A 21,407-nucleotide genomic window follows, 5' to 3' on the forward strand; every position below is an offset into this window, starting at 1 on the left:
CAATAACCTAATCATACTTAAAGGATATGTCTTTCAGCAGAATCAATTCCCTGGTTGAAATATTGTTCGATAGTAGTGCCGGAAAAAGTACAGGTATTACTTTTATCGCCGGTCAGGACAAAGAGGAATTCCTGTCTTATAAAGAACTGAAAGCGCAGGCAGAATTTGTACTGTTTAACCTGCGTAGTGCAGGCTTACAGGCAGGGGATGAACTGATCATACAGTTAGAGGATAATAAATCCTTCCTGCTTATCTTCTGGGCCTGCCTCATTGGTAAGATCATTCCGGTGCCGCTTTCTTTTGGAGGACAGGAAGAATATAAACACAAGCTATTCGCCGTATGGCGCACACTCAGACACCCTTTCCTGATCACAACTGCTGATCAGCTGAAAAGGATGTCTGAATTTGCTGATGACCAGGCCGGCGCAGATACCTATGCAGAAATGGTAGCCGCTGCAGTGCCGCTGGATGCCATTACCACACGGGAACAACGTGCCACAACACTGCCTGTTGTGAACAGGGAAGATATTGCCTACATACAATACTCTTCCGGTTCTACAGGTAATCCCAAAGGTGTTATACTAACCCACGAAAACCTCTTATATAATGCACGCGATATCGTAATGCGTTCCGGCACCTCCGCCCAGGATAAAAGCCTGAGCTGGATGCCGCTGACGCACGATATGGGTATGATCTGCTTTCACCTGTCATCTCTTTTTGCAGGTATTGATCAGTATCTGCTGCCAACGCCGCTTTTTATCAGAAGACCTTCTCTGTGGTTAACCAAAGCTTCCCAGCACAGGATCTCACAGTTGTATTCCCCTAACTTCGGTTACCAGTATTTCCTGGCTGCTTTCTCCAGAGAAGAAGCTACCAGCATTGGTATGGACCTTTCCTCCATCAGGATCATTTACAATGGCGCTGAACCGATAGATGCTGCTATCTGCCGTAATTTCCAGCATACACTGGCGCCTTATGGTCTGCCGGAAAGAGTATGTTATCCGGGTTATGGTCTGGCAGAAGCTTCTGTAGCCGTTACGCTGCCTATACCTGGTGACGAACTGACCGTTTATTACCTTGACAGAGAAAATCTCAGTGTCGGTAATCAGGTGCGCGAGCTGGATCCACACGATAAAAGTGCTGTAAGTTTTGTTGAAGTAGGTTTACCAATCGATCATTGTAATATCAGGATCGCCGGTCCTAAAGATGAATGGCTGGGTGATGATACCGTTGGTAATATTCAGATCAAAGGTCTGAACGTGACCGCCGGTTATTATATGCAGGATGATGTAACCCGCCAGTTGTATACAAAAGATGGCTGGCTGCGTACCGGCGATATCGGTTTTATACACAACAGAAGACTAGTGATCACCGGTCGTGCAAAGAATATGATGATCGTCAATGGTCAGAACTATTATCCGCACGATATCGAAAGAGTGGTACAGACTATTCCCGGCATGGAACTGGGTAAAGTAGTGGCATGCGCCATCAAACAGGCAGATGAGAAGAACGATGCATTAGTACTGTTTATCCTGCATAAAGGCGCCCTGGAACCATTCGCAGAACTGGCAGCAGCTGCACAAAAAAGAATCATGGAAGCAACCGGCCTCAGTGTTGAAAGCTTCATACCTATAAAGAAAGTACCTAAAACCACCAGTGGTAAAGTACAGCACTTCCGCCTGATAGAACAGTTCCGTTCCGGCTACTGGGATATGACACTGGAAGCGTTAAAAGCATTAACAGCTCCGGCAGCAGCAGCTGATGGCGCAACAGCAGAGATCATCACCGCTGCCTGGCAGGAAGTAAGCGGCCAGCAGCTCACAGATGCTCATCAGTCAATGCTGGATGCCAGTCTGAATAGCCTGCTGATCATGCGTTTTATCGCTATTGTCGGCGGGAAACTGTCCAGGAAACTTACGATTAAAGACTTCTTTGAACACCCTACTGTAGCTGCCCTGGAAACATTCCTGGAGGCTGCTCCGCAGCAGGAAATAAATACCTGTCTGCTGCCATACGCAGAACAGGAAGCCCACACCGTTACCCTGACCCAGCAACGCTTCTTTATGATGGAGATGTTACAGCCGGAAAACAGTCCGCTGAACATTTCCTATACGCTGCTGGTAGAAGATGATATCAGTCCTGACGTACTCGAAGCTGCGTCCGCAGAACTGGCCCGCAGACATGATGTATTGCGTTCCTTCTTCCGCCTCACAGACGCAGGTCCCCGCCAGTATTTTAACAGAGACGCTTCCGTTAGTTTTCTATACAATGATCTGTCAGCAGCCGGCAACCCGCTGGCTGCTTCACAGGATGCCTGTAAGGCTTTCAGCCGTATGCCTTTTGACCTGGAAAGTGCACCACTGTGGCGCATAGGTTTGTTTAAAGTAGCACCGGGTAAAAGCATGGTATGTGCGGTAATGCACCACATTATCAGCGATGGCTGGACATTGCTGCTGATCAAAAATGAACTGGCTGCTATCTACAGAATGTTACTGGGTGAGCAGGTACAACTACCCTCCGCTACTGATTTTAGAGCGTATACCAGCTGGTATGCATCCTGGTTGACAGGTGCGCAATACCTGACTGACAAACAATATTGGTTACATGAGTATGCCGGTTTTGAACAGACCGCTTTGTTCCAGCTGCCACAGGGCATGGAACATCATGGAAAGGACTTCGCTGCCAGCCGTGTTTCTTTTGAGCTGGATGCAGCGACTTATGCTCGTCTCCAGCAGTATTGTAAGGAACAACAGGTATCTGTATTTGCAGCACTCATTACGCTGATCAGCGCCTGGTTGTACAAATTTACCGGTCGTACCGATATAGCGATTGGTACAGATAGCAGCGGCAGACTGGCAGCCGGACTGGAAGGTATTGCCGGTTGTTTCATCAATACGATGGTGATCAGAAACCGTTTTACAGCAGATAACAGCCTTGGCTGGCTGCTGTCTTATACCGCAGGGAAAATATTCGACGCTTTCGAACATCAGCTGTATCCGGCTGATATGAGACAGGAAAATACAACAGCAGCACCCGTAATGGATGTTCTGGTATTGTTCCAGAACTTCGGATTGACAACCTACGATCACTTCGGCAATGCAAAAGCACAGCTGGTAGATTTACCTACAGAAACTTCACTGGCCGCATTGTCTTTCGAATTTATCGAACAGGAATCTTCACTGAGTTGCCATATTGATTTTAGAAACGCATTATTTTCCCGTTCTCAGGCAGGCTGGTGGCCTGGTCATTTCAGAATGCTCCTGAACGCATTACTGGAAATGCCGTCCACAAGACTGAATAACCTGCATATGCTGGGTGCGGAAGAAAAAGTACTGCTTGCAAAACGTCATAATGATCTCTACTACTCTCATATCTATGTAGAGAATGATATCATCAGACGCTTTGAGCGAATGGCTGTACAAACACCACAGGCGACCGCCCTATTGTTTGAAGGTAAGTACATCTCTTACGAAGAACTGAACGCCCAGGTAAACCAATGGGCTTATTTCCTGAAAGCAGCACATGGTATTGGCTATGGGGACAGAGTAGGAGTTTGTTTACCTCGTTCCGACAAATCACTGATCGCTATACTGGCGATATTGAAAACAGGTGCTTCCTATGTGCCACTGGAACAGGAATATCCTACCAGTCGTCTGCAGTTCATGATCGCAGACAGCGGACTGAAATTACTACTGGCAGATACTGCCTGTGAACATGATTTTAGCGATAGCCATGCAACACAACTGGTGTGGGAAGAGGTATCCGCTCAGTTGACGGAATATCCAATCGATAATCTGGGTACGATCATACGGGATACAGATGAAGCATATGTAATTTATACGTCTGGTACTACCGGACGTCCGAAAGGAGTCTCTGTCAACAGACTGGCGCTGTATGATTACGCACAGACCGTAGTGGTATACTTTGGCATCACAGATACAGATATTGTTATACAGCAGTCTGCTTTATCCTTCGATACACTACTGGAAGAGGTGTTTCCTGCACTTTGCCAGGGTGCTGCTATACACATCTTAAGAGATGGTGGCCGCGATATCGAAGCGATCCTGTATGCAATAGATACCGGCAAGGCAACTATCCTCAGTACTACACCTGCCGTAATCGCAGAATTGAACAGATATGCAGGTGTAATGACAGGACTGAGGGTCCTGATAAGCGGTGGTGAAGTACTGAAATATACACAGATTGATCAGTTGCTGAAAGAAGGTGTAAATATCTACAATACTTACGGTCCTTCAGAAACCACTGTTTGCGCTACTTATCATAAAGTATTACCGGGTACAGGCAATATTCCTGTCGGCCGTGCTATCCGCAACAGAAAGGTATATCTACTGGATGAAAATAAATGCCTGGTGCCAGCTGGCGCTGTAGGTGAAATTTATATTGGTGGTCTGGGTGTGGCCGATGGATATGTGAATCAGCTTGACCTGACAACTAACAGCTTCTTTGAAGATACCATCAGCCGTTTTGGTAAGATGTATCGTACAGGAGATCTTGGCCGCTGGAGAGAAGATGCGACACTGGAATTCCTGGGTCGTAAAGACCAGCAGGTAAAGATCAATGGCTATCGTATCGAAACAGGCGAGATCGAAACACAACTGGCAGAACATCCTGCTGTTGGCGAAGCGGTAGTAATAGCGCGTAAGAATGGTGCAGGTAAAGACATGCTGGTTTGTTACTATACCGTTGAAGGAAATATTGCGCTCTCCGCATTGAAGACTTATGCCAAAGAACGCCTGCCGTTCTATATGGTGCCTTCCGCATGGGCGCAATTAGAAACCTTACCGCTCACCAGTAACGGAAAAGTAGACCGTAAAGCACTGGCTGCATTAGCTGTAGATACCAGCGATAGCACCCAGCCGGATGTATTACCAGGTAATGAATGGGAAACATCGTTACTGGAAGGATGGACAAACATCCTGGGGACACCGGTTACCAGTATTACTGCCAACTTCTTCGAACAGGGTGGAAACTCCCTGATGGCTACCCGCCTTATATTATGGATAGAAAAACAATTTGCACTGCGTCTGACGCTGCGTGATGTATTCAGCAATCCTACTCTACAGGAGCAGGCCAGACTGATAGCATCCATCAATGAGCAGGGTACAGGTACCTATGAACCGATACCTGTGCTGGCCGAAGCTCCTTATTATCCGGCATCTTTCAGTCAGAAACGTTTGTGGTTGCTGGACAATTTTGATGAGAACAAAGGCGCTTACAATCTGAGCTGGGCCTTCCTGATAGAAGGTCCTTTTAATTATACTTCGTTTGCTCAGGCATTTGCCTGGCTGGTAGACCGGCATGAAGTCCTGCGGACGAACTTCGCGTTCATCGATGGTAGTCTGAACCAGTTCATCAGAGATGGTAAGGCATTCAGCGTAGAGCACCTTGACTATAGCAATGATCCGGAAGCATACGAAAGTGCCCGTGCATATGTAAAAGAAGTAGCTGTTTATCCTTTCGATCTGCAATCAGCCTCCTTGCTGAAAGCGACCATCATTCAACTGAATGATGGCATCGCACTCTTTGTGCTGGCATTGCATCATATTATTGGTGATGCCTGGTCAATGGATCTGATCTCCAACGAACTGTCGCTCGCCTATAATGCATTTGCAGCAGGTAATACACCTGATCTGCCGGCATTACGTATACAATACAAAGACTTTGCCGCATGGCAGCAAGCTAAACTGGATAGCGAGGTAAATAATGCATCAAAACAGTACTGGCTGAACCGCTTTAGAGGAGATATTCCTGTTTTACAACTGCCGGAAGATAATACCAGACCTGCATTACAGACCTACAACGGTCAGACAATACATGTCAATCTTGACAGCGCGTTGCAGCAACAGCTGAACGAGCTGACCGCCGCGCACACATGCGGACTGTATGTAGTACTGCTGGCTTCTGTAAAGGCATTTCTGTCGCGCATCAGTGGTCAGACCGATATCGTGATTGGTGCGCCTGTATCGGGCAGATTACACCCTGATCTGGCATCACAGGTAGGTTTCTATGTGAATACATTACCCCTGCGTACCGCCTTTGCTGCGGACCATTCATTTGATGCACTGATTGATAATGTGCAACAGACGTTCCTGGATGCATTTGAACACCAGGACTATCCGCTGGATCTGCTGGTAGAGGAACTGGACATCGTACGTGATGAAAGCCGTACGCCGCTGTTCAACGTAATGGTAGATTTTCTGAATACTAAAACGACAGTTAAAAAGCCTTTACAACTGGATCAGCTGACACTCAGTCCGTTCCCGGTTGACAAAGAAGCCAGTCAGTTTGATCTGTCTTTTGACTTTACAGCAGCCGAAGGACAGTTATCCCTGTCCCTGAATTTTAACACAGACATTTTCAGAGAAGATAGTATCCGCATACTGCTGAACCGTTATCTGCAACAGCTGCAGAATATGGCCTTCAACAGCGCTGCGGCCATCAATAAAGACACGTATCTGCCTGCAGAAGAACAGGCACGTGTGCTTGCGTTTGCCGGTAAAGGACAGGCAAAACTGCCTGCTACAGACCTGGTAACGCTGTTTGAATCCAAAGCGCTGCAATACGCGCATTTACCGGCAGTTCATTGTGAAGACCTGAGCCTGAGCTATGGTGCATTAAATGAACTGGCCAATCGCCTGGCTGATTGTCTGGCGAAAGAGTTTGGCGTACAGTCTGGCGACCGTGTAGGTATTATGGTCGGCCGTAACGAATGGATGGTAGTCAGTGTACTGGCCGTCCTGAAAGCAGGCGCCGCTTATGTACCGATGGATCCGGAATATGCTGCGGAACGCGTGAATCACATGATCGCTGACAGCGGCGTGAATGTGCTGCTGACCGAACTGGATGAGTTACCGGTAACAGCAGATCATATGCGCGTACTGAACCTGGCCGCATTTGAAGCAATGGCCGATCAGTACAGCGAACTGAATCCCGCTGTGAAACCAGCTACGGATGATCTGGCATACCTGGTATATACATCAGGTTCTACCGGATTACCAAAAGGAGCGATGATCACACATCGTCACCTGCTGGGTCTGTGGGATAGCCTTGAAACAGCTTATGATCTCAATAGTTTTGAAGTACGGTTGCTACAGGTAGCCAGTATTTCCTTTGACGTATTCTTTGGTGATATGCTGCGCAGCATCTTCAGAGGAGGCTTGATGGTGATCTGCTCCGCAGAACATCGTTATAACCTGCCGGCACTGTATGAGCTGATGCATAGCTATCGTATTACTGTGATGGAGTCTACACCGGGTTTATTACTCCCGCTGCTGGACTACATGTATGAAGAAGGCGCCCGTCTTGACTTTATGCGCATCTTCATCCTGGGTTCTGATACCCTGTCAGTTGAAGATTACCGGAAAGTATATGACCGTTTCAGTCATTCATCACTGCGTATCATCAATAGCTACGGTACTACAGAAACAACCATTGACTCCAGCTTTTACGAAGGACTGGGTATTGACCTGAGAAGCACCGGATATGTACCTGTGGGCCGTCCGCTGGAAAACACCAGGATGTATGTACTGGATAAAGACATGCAGCTTTGTGGTATCGGTGTAGCTGGTGAATTGTGTATCGGCGGACTGGGCGTTGGGCTGGGTTACTGGAACCGTCCTGAACTGACCAGTGAACGCTTTGTAGATGATCCATTTGTGAGCGGCGGACGTATGTACCGCACCGGTGATCTGGCTCGTTGGAATGCAGCTGGTAATCTTGAATTCTTAGGCCGTGGCGATAATCAGGTGAAGATCCGCGGTTATCGTATTGAACCAGGTGAAGTGGAAAGTGTACTGCTGGCTTACAGTGGTGTACAGGAAGCTGTGGTACTGGCCTATAGTGTATCTGACAGAGAAAAGGAACTGGTGAGTTATATCGTATGGCAGGATGCAGCAGACGAAGACGGTCTGCGTAGCTGGCTGAGAGAACAACTGCCGCAATACATGCATCCGGCATATTACATGACTCTGGATGCAATGCCACTGACCAGCAATGGTAAGATAGACCGCAAACAATTACCGGCACCGGCACTGCATACAACGCGTGCATATGAAGGTCCCCGTAATAGCGTAGAGGCTACACTGGTAAGCATCTGGGAAGAAATATTACAGAAACACCCGATCAGCATCCATGATAATTTCTTTGACCTGGGAGGTCATTCCCTGAAAGGCATGCGCGCGCTGTGGCGTATTCGTAAGGAACTGGGCGTAGAACTGTCTTTCCGTGACATGTTCAGTTATCCGCGTATTACAGAACTCTCAGCATTGCTGAACAAACAAACCACATCTGCAGGTACTGCTTATCCATTGGTAGCGGTGGGAACACAATCCAGTTATGAATTGTCCCATGCACAACGCCGCCTCTGGTTACTGGATCAGCTGCAAGAAGATGGCCGTTCCTATACCATGCCGGTACAGTACCGGGTGAAGGGAGCCCTGAACGCGGCGCGCCTGGAGGAAGCATTCAATGTATTGATTGGCCGCCATGAGATCCTGCGTACCATATTTATTACAGAAGAGGGTAATCCTCGTCAACAGATATTAGCCGATGCACAGATCGCATTGGACACTGCTGATCTGAAAGGACGTGCAGATAAAGGCGAAGCCCTGTCTGCATATGTAACCAGGATACATCAGGCAGTATTTAATTTATCAGCTTTCCCATTGTTACAGGCTGGTTTGTATGAAGTAGAAGAACAGGAATATGTGTTTGCATTCAATATGCATCATATTATTTCTGATGAGTGGTCTGCCGAGGTAATGGTAGAAGAACTGGTGACGATATATGATCAGTTAAATAATGGTCAGGCAGTACAGCTGCCGGCATTACCTGTTCAGTATAAAGATTACAGTGTATGGCAGCAGACACAGTTACAGGGCGGTCAACTGGAAACAGCGGCAGCTTACTGGAAGAGTCAGTTTGCTGATAGTATTCCTGTACTGGATTTACCGGCTGATAATGCCCGTCCTGCTGTGAAAACGTATGAAGGCCGTACACTGCGTATGGAATTGAATAAGGAACAGCTGGAAGGTTTATATGAAGTGGGTCGCCGTAATGAAGCAAGTTTATATATGACCCTGCTGGCGAGTGTGAAAGGTTTATTATATCGTTACACTGGTCAGTCAGATATCGTAATCGGTAGCCCTGTGGCGGGTCGTAATCATGAATTACTGGCGCGTCAGCTCGGCTTTTATGTGAATACTCTGGCATTGCGTACACAGTTTGATGGCAATGATAGTTTTGATGGTCTCTTACAATCCGTAAGAAGTGTAGTATTAGGAGGTTTTGAACACCAGGACTATCCTTTTGACCTGCTGGTAGAAGAAGTGGACGTACAGCGCGATATGAGTCGCAGTCCGCTGTTTGATACCATGGTTGTGTTACAGGGCCGCGACTATCAGGGTATGACACAGCAGACATGGGACAATGGTTTGCAGTGGGAAGAAGTGGCGGCAGATGCCGGTGTCAGCAAATTTGATCTGACCCTGCTGTTCCGCGAACACGAAGAAGGCATACAGGTAGAAGTGGAGTACAATACACAGTTGTTCAATGCTGCCAGAATGGAACGTTTCTGCGTGCATTATGAAAACTTCGTGAATAGTATTGTAGCAGATAGTACCAATACAGTAGCAGCAATACCTTATCTGTCGATAGAAGAACGTCACCGTCTACTGGATGTATTCAACGATACCGGAAATGATGCGTATCCATCTGAACGTACGATCCATAGTCTGTTTGAAGAAAATGCCCTGCACATGGGCAATCGTACAGCCGTAGTATTTGAAGACCGTACACTGACTTATGCGGAACTGAATAGTGCCGCGAATAAAGTAGCAGATTACCTGCGCCGCGAACATGGTGTAGAAAGTGGCGACCTGGTTGGTTTGATGGTAGAACGCTCAGAGAAACTGATTATTTGTCTGCTGGGTATCCTGAAAGCAGGCGCCGCGTATGTACCGGTAGATCCTGCTTATCCTGCTGCCCGTATCAGCTATATGCTGGAAGATAGTACCCCAAGGGTGGTATTGACGGACAGTCTGGCGACTGTGGCACTGAGCACAGGCAATGACCTGGGTAATGTACCTACAGAAGGCGATGGTACCTCGTTGGCTTACATGATCTATACATCCGGTTCTACTGGTCTGCCGAAAGGAGCTATGATCGCACATCATGCGGTGATCAACCTGAGCTACTGGCTGCGCGAGCTGATCTATGTACAGCATCCGGAAGGTCTGGTAGCGATGCTGACAGCTTCTATCAATTTTGATGCTTCCGTACAGCAATTGTTTGCACCGCTACTGTCTGGTTCGCAACTGGTGATGATCAGTGAAACCGATCGTCGTCAGATAGAACGTTATGTAGCGCAGCTGAAGAACAACCATGTTGCCGTGATTGATATCACGCCTGGTTACCTGCGTGTACTGATGGATGTGCTGAAAGCAACGGGTACCGAAGGACTGGCGCTGAAATATATACTGGTAGGAGGTGAGGCTCTGCCTGCGGAAGACCGTGCCCTGTTCCATGAGATATTTGGTAATACGGTACATCTGATCAACGTCTATGGTGTTACAGAAGCAACCGTAGATTCTACTTACGAAATAGTAACAGCTGATGATAATAACGGATTAAGTATTGGTCGTCCGCTTAAGAATACCCGCATGTATGTGCTGGATCAGCACCAGCAGCTTTGCGCCTATGGCGTAACGGGAGAGTTGTGCATTGGTGGTGCCGGTGTTGGTCTGGGCTACTGGAATCGTCCTGAACTGACAGCTGAACGCTTTATCGCCGACCCTTATGTAGCAGGCGGACGTATCTATCGTACCGGTGACCTGGCACGATGGACATCCGCAGGAAATATTGAATACCTCGGTCGCGGAGATAACCAGGTGAAGATCCGTGGTTATCGTATCGAACCGGGAGAAGTGGAGAATATACTGGGCGCTTATAGTGGTATCCGTGAAGCGGTTGTACTCGCGTATAATGTATCTGACAGAGAAAAAGAACTGGTAAGTTATATCGTATGGCAGAACGTAGCTGATGAAGAAGGGCTGCGCAACTGGTTAAGAGAGAAACTGCCGCAATATATGCATCCGGCATATTACATCACCCTGGATGTGATGCCACTGACCAGCAATGGAAAGGTAGATCGTAAGCAGTTACCGGCACCAACATTGAATGCCGTTCGTGCATATGAAGGCCCTCGTAATAAAGTAGAGGAAACCCTGGTAAGTATCTGGGAAGAGGTGCTACAGAAACAACCAATCAGCATCCATGATAATTTCTTTGACCTGGGTGGTCATTCCCTGAAAGGCATGCGCGCTTTATGGCGTATCCGCCAGGAATTGGGTGTAGAACTGTCCTTCCGTGACATGTTTACTTATCCACGTATTACAGAGCTGTCAGCACTACTGAGCAGTCAGACAACATCCGCAGTAATTGCCAATCCACTGGTAGCAGTGGGGGTACAATCCAGCTATGAACTGTCTCATGCACAACGTCGTCTCTGGTTGCTGGATCAACTGGAAGAACAGGGCCGCTCTTATACCATGCCGGTGCAATACCGCGTGAAAGGAGCGCTGAATGCGGGTGTATTGGAAGAGGCATTCAATGCATTGATTGCACGCCACGAGATACTCCGTACCATATTTATTACAGAAGAGGGTAATCCTCGGCAGCAAATATTAAGGGATGCGAAGATCGCATTAGACTATGCAGATCTGAAAGGACGTGCAGATAAAGGCGAAGCGCTGTCTGTATATGTAAACAGGATTCATGAGGCAGTATTCAATCTGTCTGGTTTCCCACTATTACAGGCTGGTTTATATAAAGTAGAAGAGGACGAGTATGTCTTTGTACTGAACATGCATCATATTATCTCCGATGAGTGGTCCGCCGAAGTGATGGTCGAAGAACTGGTGACCATATATGATCAGTTGAATAGCGGTCAGGCAATATCACTGCCGGCATTACCTGTTCAGTATAAAGATTACAGCGCATGGCAGCAGGCAAACTTACAGGGCGGTCAGCTGGACACAGCGGCTGCTTACTGGAAGGATCAGTTTGCAGATACTATTCCTGTACTGGATTTACCTGTTGATAATGCCCGTCCTGCTGTGAAAACGTATGAAGGCCGTACACTGCGTATGGAACTGAATAAAGAACAGCTGGAAGGTTTATATGAAACAGGCCGCCGTAATGACGCAAGTTTATACATGACCCTACTGGCGAGTGTGAAAGGTTTACTATACCGTTACACAGGTCAGTCAGATATCGTAACAGGTAGTCCTGTAGCAGGTCGTAACCACGAATTGCTGGCGCGTCAGCTGGGGTTCTATGTGAACACCCTGGCATTGCGTACAACGTTCGATGGCAGCGATAGCTTTGATCATCTCTTACGGGCAGTAAGGGAGGTTGTGTTAGGAGGTTTTGAACACCAGGACTATCCTTTTGATCGCCTGGTAGAAGAACTGGACGTACAGCGTGATATGAGCCGTAGCCCATTGTTTGACGTAATGGTTGTATTACAGGACCGTGATGCACGTAGTGTGTCTCAGCAGTTCCGCGGCAATGCGCTGCAATGGGAAGAAGTAGGTAGGGATACGGCAGTCAGCAAATTTGACCTGACATTGATCTTTAAAGAGCATGCAACTGGTATCTCTGTTGAGATAGAATATAATACGCAGTTGTTCAGTGCAGAGAGAATCGCACGTTTTGCAGCACATTATAGCGGATTTGTGAATGAGGTAGTAGCTGACAGCAACACTGCCTTGTCTGATATCTCCTATTTGTCAGCAGAAGAGCTGAACCGCATATTGCATACGTTCAATCATACCGGTAGCAACGCTTATCCATCAGATCGCAGTATCCATAGCTTATTTGAAGAAAAAGCCCTGCGTATGGGTGAGAGTATCGCTGTGGTATATGAAGATCGTCAGCTCACCTACGCAGCACTGAACAGTGCCGCTAATAAAGTAGCAGATTACCTGCGCCGTGAACATGGCGTAGTAAGCGGCGACCCGGTGGGTGTAATGATGGAACGCTCAGAACAACTGATCATTTGTTTACTGGGGATCCTGAAAGCAGGTGCAGCTTATGTACCGATAGATCCTGCTTATCCTGCTTCCCGCATCAGTTATATGCTGGAAGATAGTCAGCCGAGAGTAGTACTGACAGCAACACTTGCAGCAGCTGCTTTAAGCACCGGTGCAGACAATGGTAATGTTGATACTGCTAATGATACAAATGCACTGGCATACATCATCTATACTTCCGGTTCTACCGGTAAGCCTAAAGGGGTAATGGTGCCACACATTGGTGTCGTTCGCCTGGTGTATGCGCCTAATTATGTTACATTCAGCGAGGAAGACAGACTCCTGCAGACCGGCTCCGTATCATTTGACGCAAGTACCTTTGAAATATGGGGTATGCTGCTGAATGGAGGTACGCTGTATCTGCTGGATCATGATAAACTGATGGATGCTGATATATTGAAAGACACCATTCAACAGCATGGCATCACCATGATGTGGTTCAGTGCGCCATGGTTCAATCAACTGGTAGATAATGATCTTTCATTGTTCGAAGGACTGAAAGATATACTGGTAGGAGGTGATAAACTATCTCCTGCACATATTAACGCGGTACTTTCATTGTACCCGGACATCAATATCATCAATGGTTACGGACCAACAGAAAATACAACCTTCTCTATCTGTTATCCTATCCGGGAAGCACAGACCGGTGCTATTCCATTAGGTTATCCTGTTACTGGTACACAGGTATACATCCTGGACAAACAATTACGTCCGGTACCTGTAGGTAGTTATGGAGAGATCTATCTGGCGGGTGATGGTCTGGCTACTGGTTATCTGAATATGGATGACCGCAACCGGGAACGTTTTGTCGATAATCCATTCAAACAGGGTACACGCATGTACCGTACGGGAGATGTTGGCAGATGGAATGAGAAAGGTGAAGTAGAATTCACCGGTCGTACCGATGACCAGGTAAAAATAAGGGGCTTCCGTATCGAACCGGGTGAAATAGCAGACGCTATTCTGGAACATGCAACCGTGAAAGATGCCATAGTAATACCATTTACAACAGCTGCCGGTGAAAAGGAACTGGCCGCTTATGTAGTATGGACAGAGGCAACAGCAACAGCTGCGCTGCAGTCATTCCTGCGCGACAGATTGCCATCTTACATGCAACCAGGCTGTTACATTGATATGAACGTACTGCCTCTAAATGCAAATGGAAAGGTGGACAGAGATGCGTTGCCTGCTCCTCAGCTTGAGCAGACAGCTACACTGGAAGGGCCTCGCAATGCAACCGAAGCAACATTGCTGTCTATCTGGAAAACAATACTGCAAAGAGAAGATATCGGCATCTATGACAATTTCTTTGATAAAGGTGGTCACTCATTAAGAGCATCCAGGTTGCTGGCTGGTGTACACAAGGAACTGAACGTGAAATTATCACTCAAGACTTTGTTTCTGCATAATACCATCGCTGCATTATCCGAAGTGATCGCAACAGCGGATAAGGTAAGCTACGAAGCATTGACACCGGTAGCTGAACAGGTTCATTATAACGTATCGCATGCGCAGAAACGCCTCTGGATACTGGATCAGATGGAAAGTAATACCAGTGCATACAATATTCCGGGCGCCTATAATATAGAAGGTCAGCTGGATAAAACAGTGCTGGACACTGCGCTGAACATCCTGCTGGCAAGACATGAGAGTCTGCGTACAATCTTTATCAAAGCTGCCGGCGAACCAAGACAGCAGGTACTTGCTACGGACAAGGTAAAAGCACAGATCGTCTACCATGACCTGAGAGCGGATGCCGATAAGGAAGCGACAGCAGAGCAACTCTTACATGCAGCTATGCATAACGGCTTTGCCCTGCATACCTGGCCTTTGTTTCGTGCATCGCTGATACAGCTCGAAGCAGAACGTTACATCTTTGTATTCTGTATTCATCATATTATTTCGGATGGTTGGTCACAGGGTGTGATCGGTAAAGAAATATCAGCTATCTACAATGCGCTGATAGCAGGTAAAACGCCTGAACTATCAGCCTTGTCTGTACAGTATAAAGACTATACCGGCTGGCATAGCCGTCTGCTGGAAGGACAGTTTGGGGAAGAAGCAAAACACTACTGGAGCAAACGTTTTGATAAACCAGCTCCATGGTTGAATATGCCTGCTGACAGATTACGTCCACGCCTGCAGACATTCGACGGTGATGTGGTAAAATGCCGTTTTGGTACAGCTGTAACAGCACGTTTACAACAGTTCAGCAGAGAACAGGATGCAACCTTGTTTATGAGTCTGCTGGCTCTCGTAAATACTTTATTATATCGTTATACAGGTGTTGATGATATCGTCATCACCTCTCCGATAGCGGCGAGAGAGCATGCTGATCTGAATGACCAGATCGGTTTCTTTGCCAATACACTGCCATTAAGAACGCGTTTCTCCGATGAACGGAGCTTCGAGGCCCTTTTGCATGAAGTAAAGGATACAACCGTAGCGGCATACCGTTATCAGATGTACCCTTATGACATGGTGATCGAGGATGCCGCACAACAATACGATCCGGGCCACGCTGCTTTATCAGATGTGATGATGGTATTGCAGAGTAATGAATCCACTTCACTGGATCTGCAGGGCACCGTGACTGCTGCCCTGGATCTTTCTACAGATACTGCCAGATTCGACCTTGTTTTCATCTTTACGATGGAAGGGGAAGAGCTATGCCTGGACCTCGGTTTTAATACGAATATCTACGACAGGGAGCGTATCGTTAACATCTCAGAGGCTTTAACGGTATTGACAAATAATATGCTGTCACAGCCTGCGATTACGGTAAAAGAGCTGGCTGTAAAAGATATACCGGCAGATGAAGTGTCCGACAAGGACATACCGATGGCTATCATGAATGGTCACCTGGTATATGCAGCTGAAGTAACTGCAGCACTGGAAACACTGCCAGGTATTACATCTGCCAATGCCCAGGTGACAGGAGAAAATACACTCGATGTATTTGTAACACCAGGTGGTGACGAAGGACATACGATCGGACAGTTACTCAATATCGCCCTGGATGAAAACAGGGAAGATAAACAGGTCTATATTCTTCCTAACGGACTACCCATCTGTTATAAGAACAAGACCGAGACAGACTTTACTTATCACGAGGTATTTGAGCAGCATGCCTATCTGAGAAATGATATCACCATCCATCCCGGTGACGTGATATTTGATGTAGGTGCTAATATCGGTATGTTCAGCATGTATGCAGGACATCACTTCCCTGGTTGCCGTGTATTCTCCTTCGAACCAATACCGCCGATCTATAATTGTCTGGCTGCTAATGCCGCTATGTATAAACTAGGCATTACGGCGATGAATATGGGGCTATCCACAGAAGAGACGACAGCGGAGTTTGTATACTATCCAAACAATACAATCATCTCAGGCCGTTTTGGTAACGCTATAGAAGATAAGGAAGTGGTACGCCGCTACCTGCAGAATAAACTGGATAGTGAAGGCAGTACCATGTCAGAAAAGCACATGGAAGAGATACTGGATGATATGATCCGTTCCGAGAAATGGGAATGCCGTTTGTCTACCGTTTCCAATGTGATGAGAGAACAGGGTGTTGAATGGATAGACCTGTTGAAGATCGACGTAGAAAAGAGCGAATGGGACATTTTACAGGGTATTGAAGCCGCTGACTGGAAACGGATCCGTCAGGTAATTGTGGAAGTACATGATACGGAGGGCAGACTTGAACGCATCACCCGTATGCTGGAAGAACATGGCTTTGGCGTATATGTAGAACAGGAAGAAGAACTGGCAGGAACAGCGCTTTACAATATTTACGCGATCCATCATCAGCATCAGCGTACCGCAGCTACCCCTGCTGCCGTGAAACCAGGGTGGAACGATGTAGCTGCCTACTACACACATATCAGCAGTGTTATACATGACAGACTGCCTGCTTACCTGGGTAATGTCAATGTATACCTTACTGATGACACAAATGCAATTCAAAAAAGGAGGATTGATGCAGTAAAAACCTACAATGCCACCTTGAAGGGAGTGTCGGCGACACAGCCCACATCCCTTCAGCTGGTGGTGGCTGCAACCTTTACCGCAGATCCTTTATCAGATTATATCACCTGGTGGACAGACCGCTTCAGTATTCCTGTGCAGGTGAAACTGGCGCCTTACAACCAGGTCTTCCAGGAGCTCCTGAACGATGACAGTCTCAGTGCCCGCAACAAAGACATCAACCTGTTGCTGGTACGCTGGGAAGACTGGATCAGAGATGCCAGGGGAACAGCGGCAGAACAGCGCCGGTTAGTAGAGCAGAGCTTAACGCAACTGATCTCTATTTTAGAATCTGCTCAACGGCAGGCATTATACATGGTAGGTGTGATACCACCGGTAGCTGCGGCTTGTCCTGATACAGAGATGTACCACTTCCTGGTGCAGATCAACCACCGCTGGAAGGCGGCACTCGCCCGGATGGAACATGTACATGAGGTGGACTTGATCTGTATCGAAGAAGCCTTTGGTATATCGGAAGTGTATGATACACAACGTGATAAGTTGGGGCACATTCCATTCCATGAAGAAGTGTACGCTGCGATGGCAACGACAGTTGCCCGTCAGATCAGGGCTTACAAACAGCCCTCATTCAAACTGATCGTACTGGACTGTGATAACACCTTATGGTCGGGTGTAGTAGGAGAGGATGGTGTAAACGGTATTCAGTTATTGCCGGAACATATTGCTCTGCAGCGATTTATGAAACAGAAGAAAGAAGAAGGTTTCCTGCTGGCGCTGTCCAGTAAGAACAATGAAGCGGATGTATGGGAGGTCTTCGAACAGCGTACCGATATGGTGCTACGGAAAGAAGATTTTGTCACCTGGCGTATTAACTGGAACAATAAGGCCGCTAACATCGCAGAGATGGTGGCCGAACTGAATATCGGTATCAACGCCTGCTGTTTCATAGATGATAGTCCGGTAGAATGTGCAGCTGTTACAGCAGCCCATCCTGAAGTACTTGTGTTACAGTTGCCGGAAGACGCCAGCTTTATACCACGCTGGTTGTCGCATATCTGGGCTTTCGATAAGTTCACCGTAACGGAAGAAGACAGAAAGCGTACCGCGATGTATCAGGCAGAAAAAGAACGCCGGAATATCCTGGAAACACAGCCTACGATTAGTGATTTCCTGGCACAGCTGCAGTTACAGATCATCGTACAGGATGTACAGGAAACAGATATCCCACGTGTGGCACAGTTGACAGAACGTACCAATCAGTTTAACCTGAACGGACAGAAGAAGACGGCACACGAGATCACCGCCTATATGCAGGATGGCACCCGTCATTGTAAAACGATCCGGGTGACAGACAAATTCGGCGACTACGGTCTGACGGGTGCACTGATCACTACTGTTCAGGAAGACAGTCTGCTGGTAGATACATTCCTGCTGAGCTGCCGTGTTTTAGGTCGTCAGGTAGAACAAAGTATGCTGGCGGTCCTGAAAGAACAGGCACAGGCGGCAGGTTTGCAAAGGATTGTCTGCCACTTCACAGATACAGGCAGAAACAAACCTTTCGCACAGTTTCTTGCTTCCACATCCTGGAGGCTGGTGCAGACAACAGGTAAAAATTCGATCTACGAAATACTGGTGGAGGACATAGCTCCCGCATTACCGGTACAGACAAGCGCGGCACCACTGGAACCCGTGGCTACAACGATGACAGAAGAATCAGCCGTACTGGTATTTGACCACATTGGTGTGGCGGTAAGCGATCTGGAAGCGTCCCTGACATTCTATACAGATAGTGGATTCACTGCTTCAGAACTGGTATATGATCCGATACAGAATGTAGAAATATACATGTGCCGGACAGCATCTGGCGGCGGTATTGAATTGATCGCTGCACACGATGAATTATCTCCGGTCAACAATATTATCAGCCGGAACGGCGATCAGCCTTATCACTGGTGTTACCGGGTGAAGAACATTGATACGCTGTTCGAAAGGCTTACAAAAGAAGGTTTGGCGTTTGAAATAGTAAAGCAACCGGAGCAGGCTGTATTGTTCGGCTATAAACGGGTCGTGTTCATCGACATTAAACAAATCGGCCTGGTCGAGTTTATAGAAGACAATGACAGTCTGCCCGGTCAGCTGCTACCGGAAGAGATGGAAGTCAGTATGGTGACTTTCGATATTCAGCCGGCGTTACAGTTTTTCCAATTAGTAGGGTACAGGGAAACAAGACATATTACCGATCATGTGAACAGGGAGTATGTCGTTGTGCTGCATGCCGACGCAAGCGGACCAGCAATACGCCTGATCATGCCGCTGCCTGAAGCTGCTGCTGAAAGAGCCGCGTTCCTGCAACAGAACGGTCCGCATATTCATCGCCTGCTGCTGCATGCTGGTACAACAGAAAAGTATCCGATGCATCTTTTACCACCTTATTTCACGGTGGAAGAAGAAAGTAAAGCAGTGTTGACAGAAGTGGCAGACTGGGAGCCTGTGCTGGTAATGGAAAAAGAGACCGCACATTATGCGTTACAGTTGCCTTTACTCTATAACAGTGGGGCCAGACTCTTACAGATACCAGTCTACCAGGTACAGAAACAAAGAATGAATACCGGTATGCGTCCTCCGGAAACAGCGGTGGAAAAAACACTGTTCCGTATATGGTCGGAGGTATTGCGTCATGAAGCATTCGGGGTACAGACTTCTTTCCTGGAAGCTGGTGGTAACTCCATCAGGGCTACACAGATACTGTCCCGTATTTACAGACAGTATGGTGTGGAATTGCTCCTGACAGAGTTCTTCAATAAACCGACGATCAGCGCACTTGCTGCATTGGTGGAAAAGAAACAACCGGAAGGGTTTGAAAGCATCCGGGTATTACCAGCAATGGAATACTATCCGCTTTCCTTCTCTCAGAAACAGCTCTGGATCTCAGATCAGTTTGAAAGTTCATCTGCATCTGCGTTCAATATTCCGGTAGCTTATATACTCGAAGGACGGCTCGATAAAACGGCTTTAACGACTGCTTTCAGCCGTCTTGTAGAAAGACATGAGATCTTACGTACGGTCTTTGTAAAAGCAGGAGATGAACCTGCGCAACAGGTATTACCTGCAACTGATAACTACTGTACGCCTGAATGGATCGATCTGTCTGCAACACCGGATGCGGAAGCTGCTGCTATGAAGATCGCGGATGAAGAAGCGCAGATCGCTTTTAACCTGGAAACAGGTCCATTACTGAGAATTAAAGTCCTGCAGTTATCGGCTGAACGCAACCTCTTACTGTTTACAACACATCATATCGTTTCTGATGGCTGGTCATCAGGTATCATGCTGCGCGAAGTTGCTGCTTTCTACAATGCAGTCCGCAATGCCAGAAACCTTGTATTACCTGCCCTGCCAGTACAGTATAAAGACTACGCGTCATGGCAACAGGAACAGATGCAACGCCCGGCATTCGCAGCACATCGCCAGTACTGGCTGAGTCAGTTCCAGGATGGAGTACCTGCGTTGCAGCTGCCATACGATTTTCCACGTCCTGCATTCAAAAGCTACAGCGGAAACACCCTGAGCTTTGTATTGGATAAAACACAGACAACAGCCATCAAAACCTTTACGGAACAGCAGGAGATCAGTCTCTTTATGTTCTTTGTAAGTATCACCAAGCTGTTGCTCTATCGTCTCTCAGGACAACAGGAACTCGTTGTAGGTTTCCCTGTTTCAGGTCGCTATCACCCGGAGCTGGAAGATCAGGTAGGATGTTATGTCAATACGATCGCACTTCGTTCTAAATTGGATACACAGTCCAGTTTACAGGATTTCGTCAATGAGATCAGGCAGAGCATCACCCTTGCTTATAGCCATGCTGCTTATCCATTTGAGCGCCTGGTGGAAGAGCTGGGAGGACATACAGATCTTAGCAGATCGCCGCTGTTTGATGTGATGGTCCAGATACAGGATGCGCACATGGTACATCAGCAGGATGCTGCCGCACTGGAAGGCCTTAGTATCCGCATGGCCGATCAGCAGCTGGCGTTCAGCAAGTACGATCTGACAGTCAACGTCATGGAGACAGACAACGGCATTTCCATTGACCTGGAATATAACACAGACCTCTTTGAAGCCGCTACAATTAACACCATTCAGGCTGATTGCATACGCCTGATAAACATACTTCTTACCGAAAGCGTACGCACACTGGGCGAAACGCGCATGCTGCTCGCCGCAGGCAGTGGTAACCTTATGCAGCAATATCAACAGGCATTTACTGCCAGCATAGACGAATCTTTCTAAAAAAAATTA

1 protein-coding gene is annotated in these 21,407 nt (G+C 47.4%); it reads left to right on the forward strand.

Annotated elements, in window-relative coordinates; all coding sequences use genetic code 11:
• Window positions 1-26 precede the first annotated feature (26 nt).
• Window positions 27-21,398, forward strand: a complete 21,372-nt coding sequence (locus tag BMZ72_RS31170) for a non-ribosomal peptide synthetase (protein ID WP_089814522.1) — start codon at window positions 27-29, stop codon at window positions 21,396-21,398.
• Window positions 21,399-21,407: the final 9 nt, after the last annotated feature.

The organism is Chitinophaga sp. YR627, assembly GCF_900114995.1.
GTDB lineage: Bacteria > Bacteroidota > Bacteroidia > Chitinophagales > Chitinophagaceae > Chitinophaga.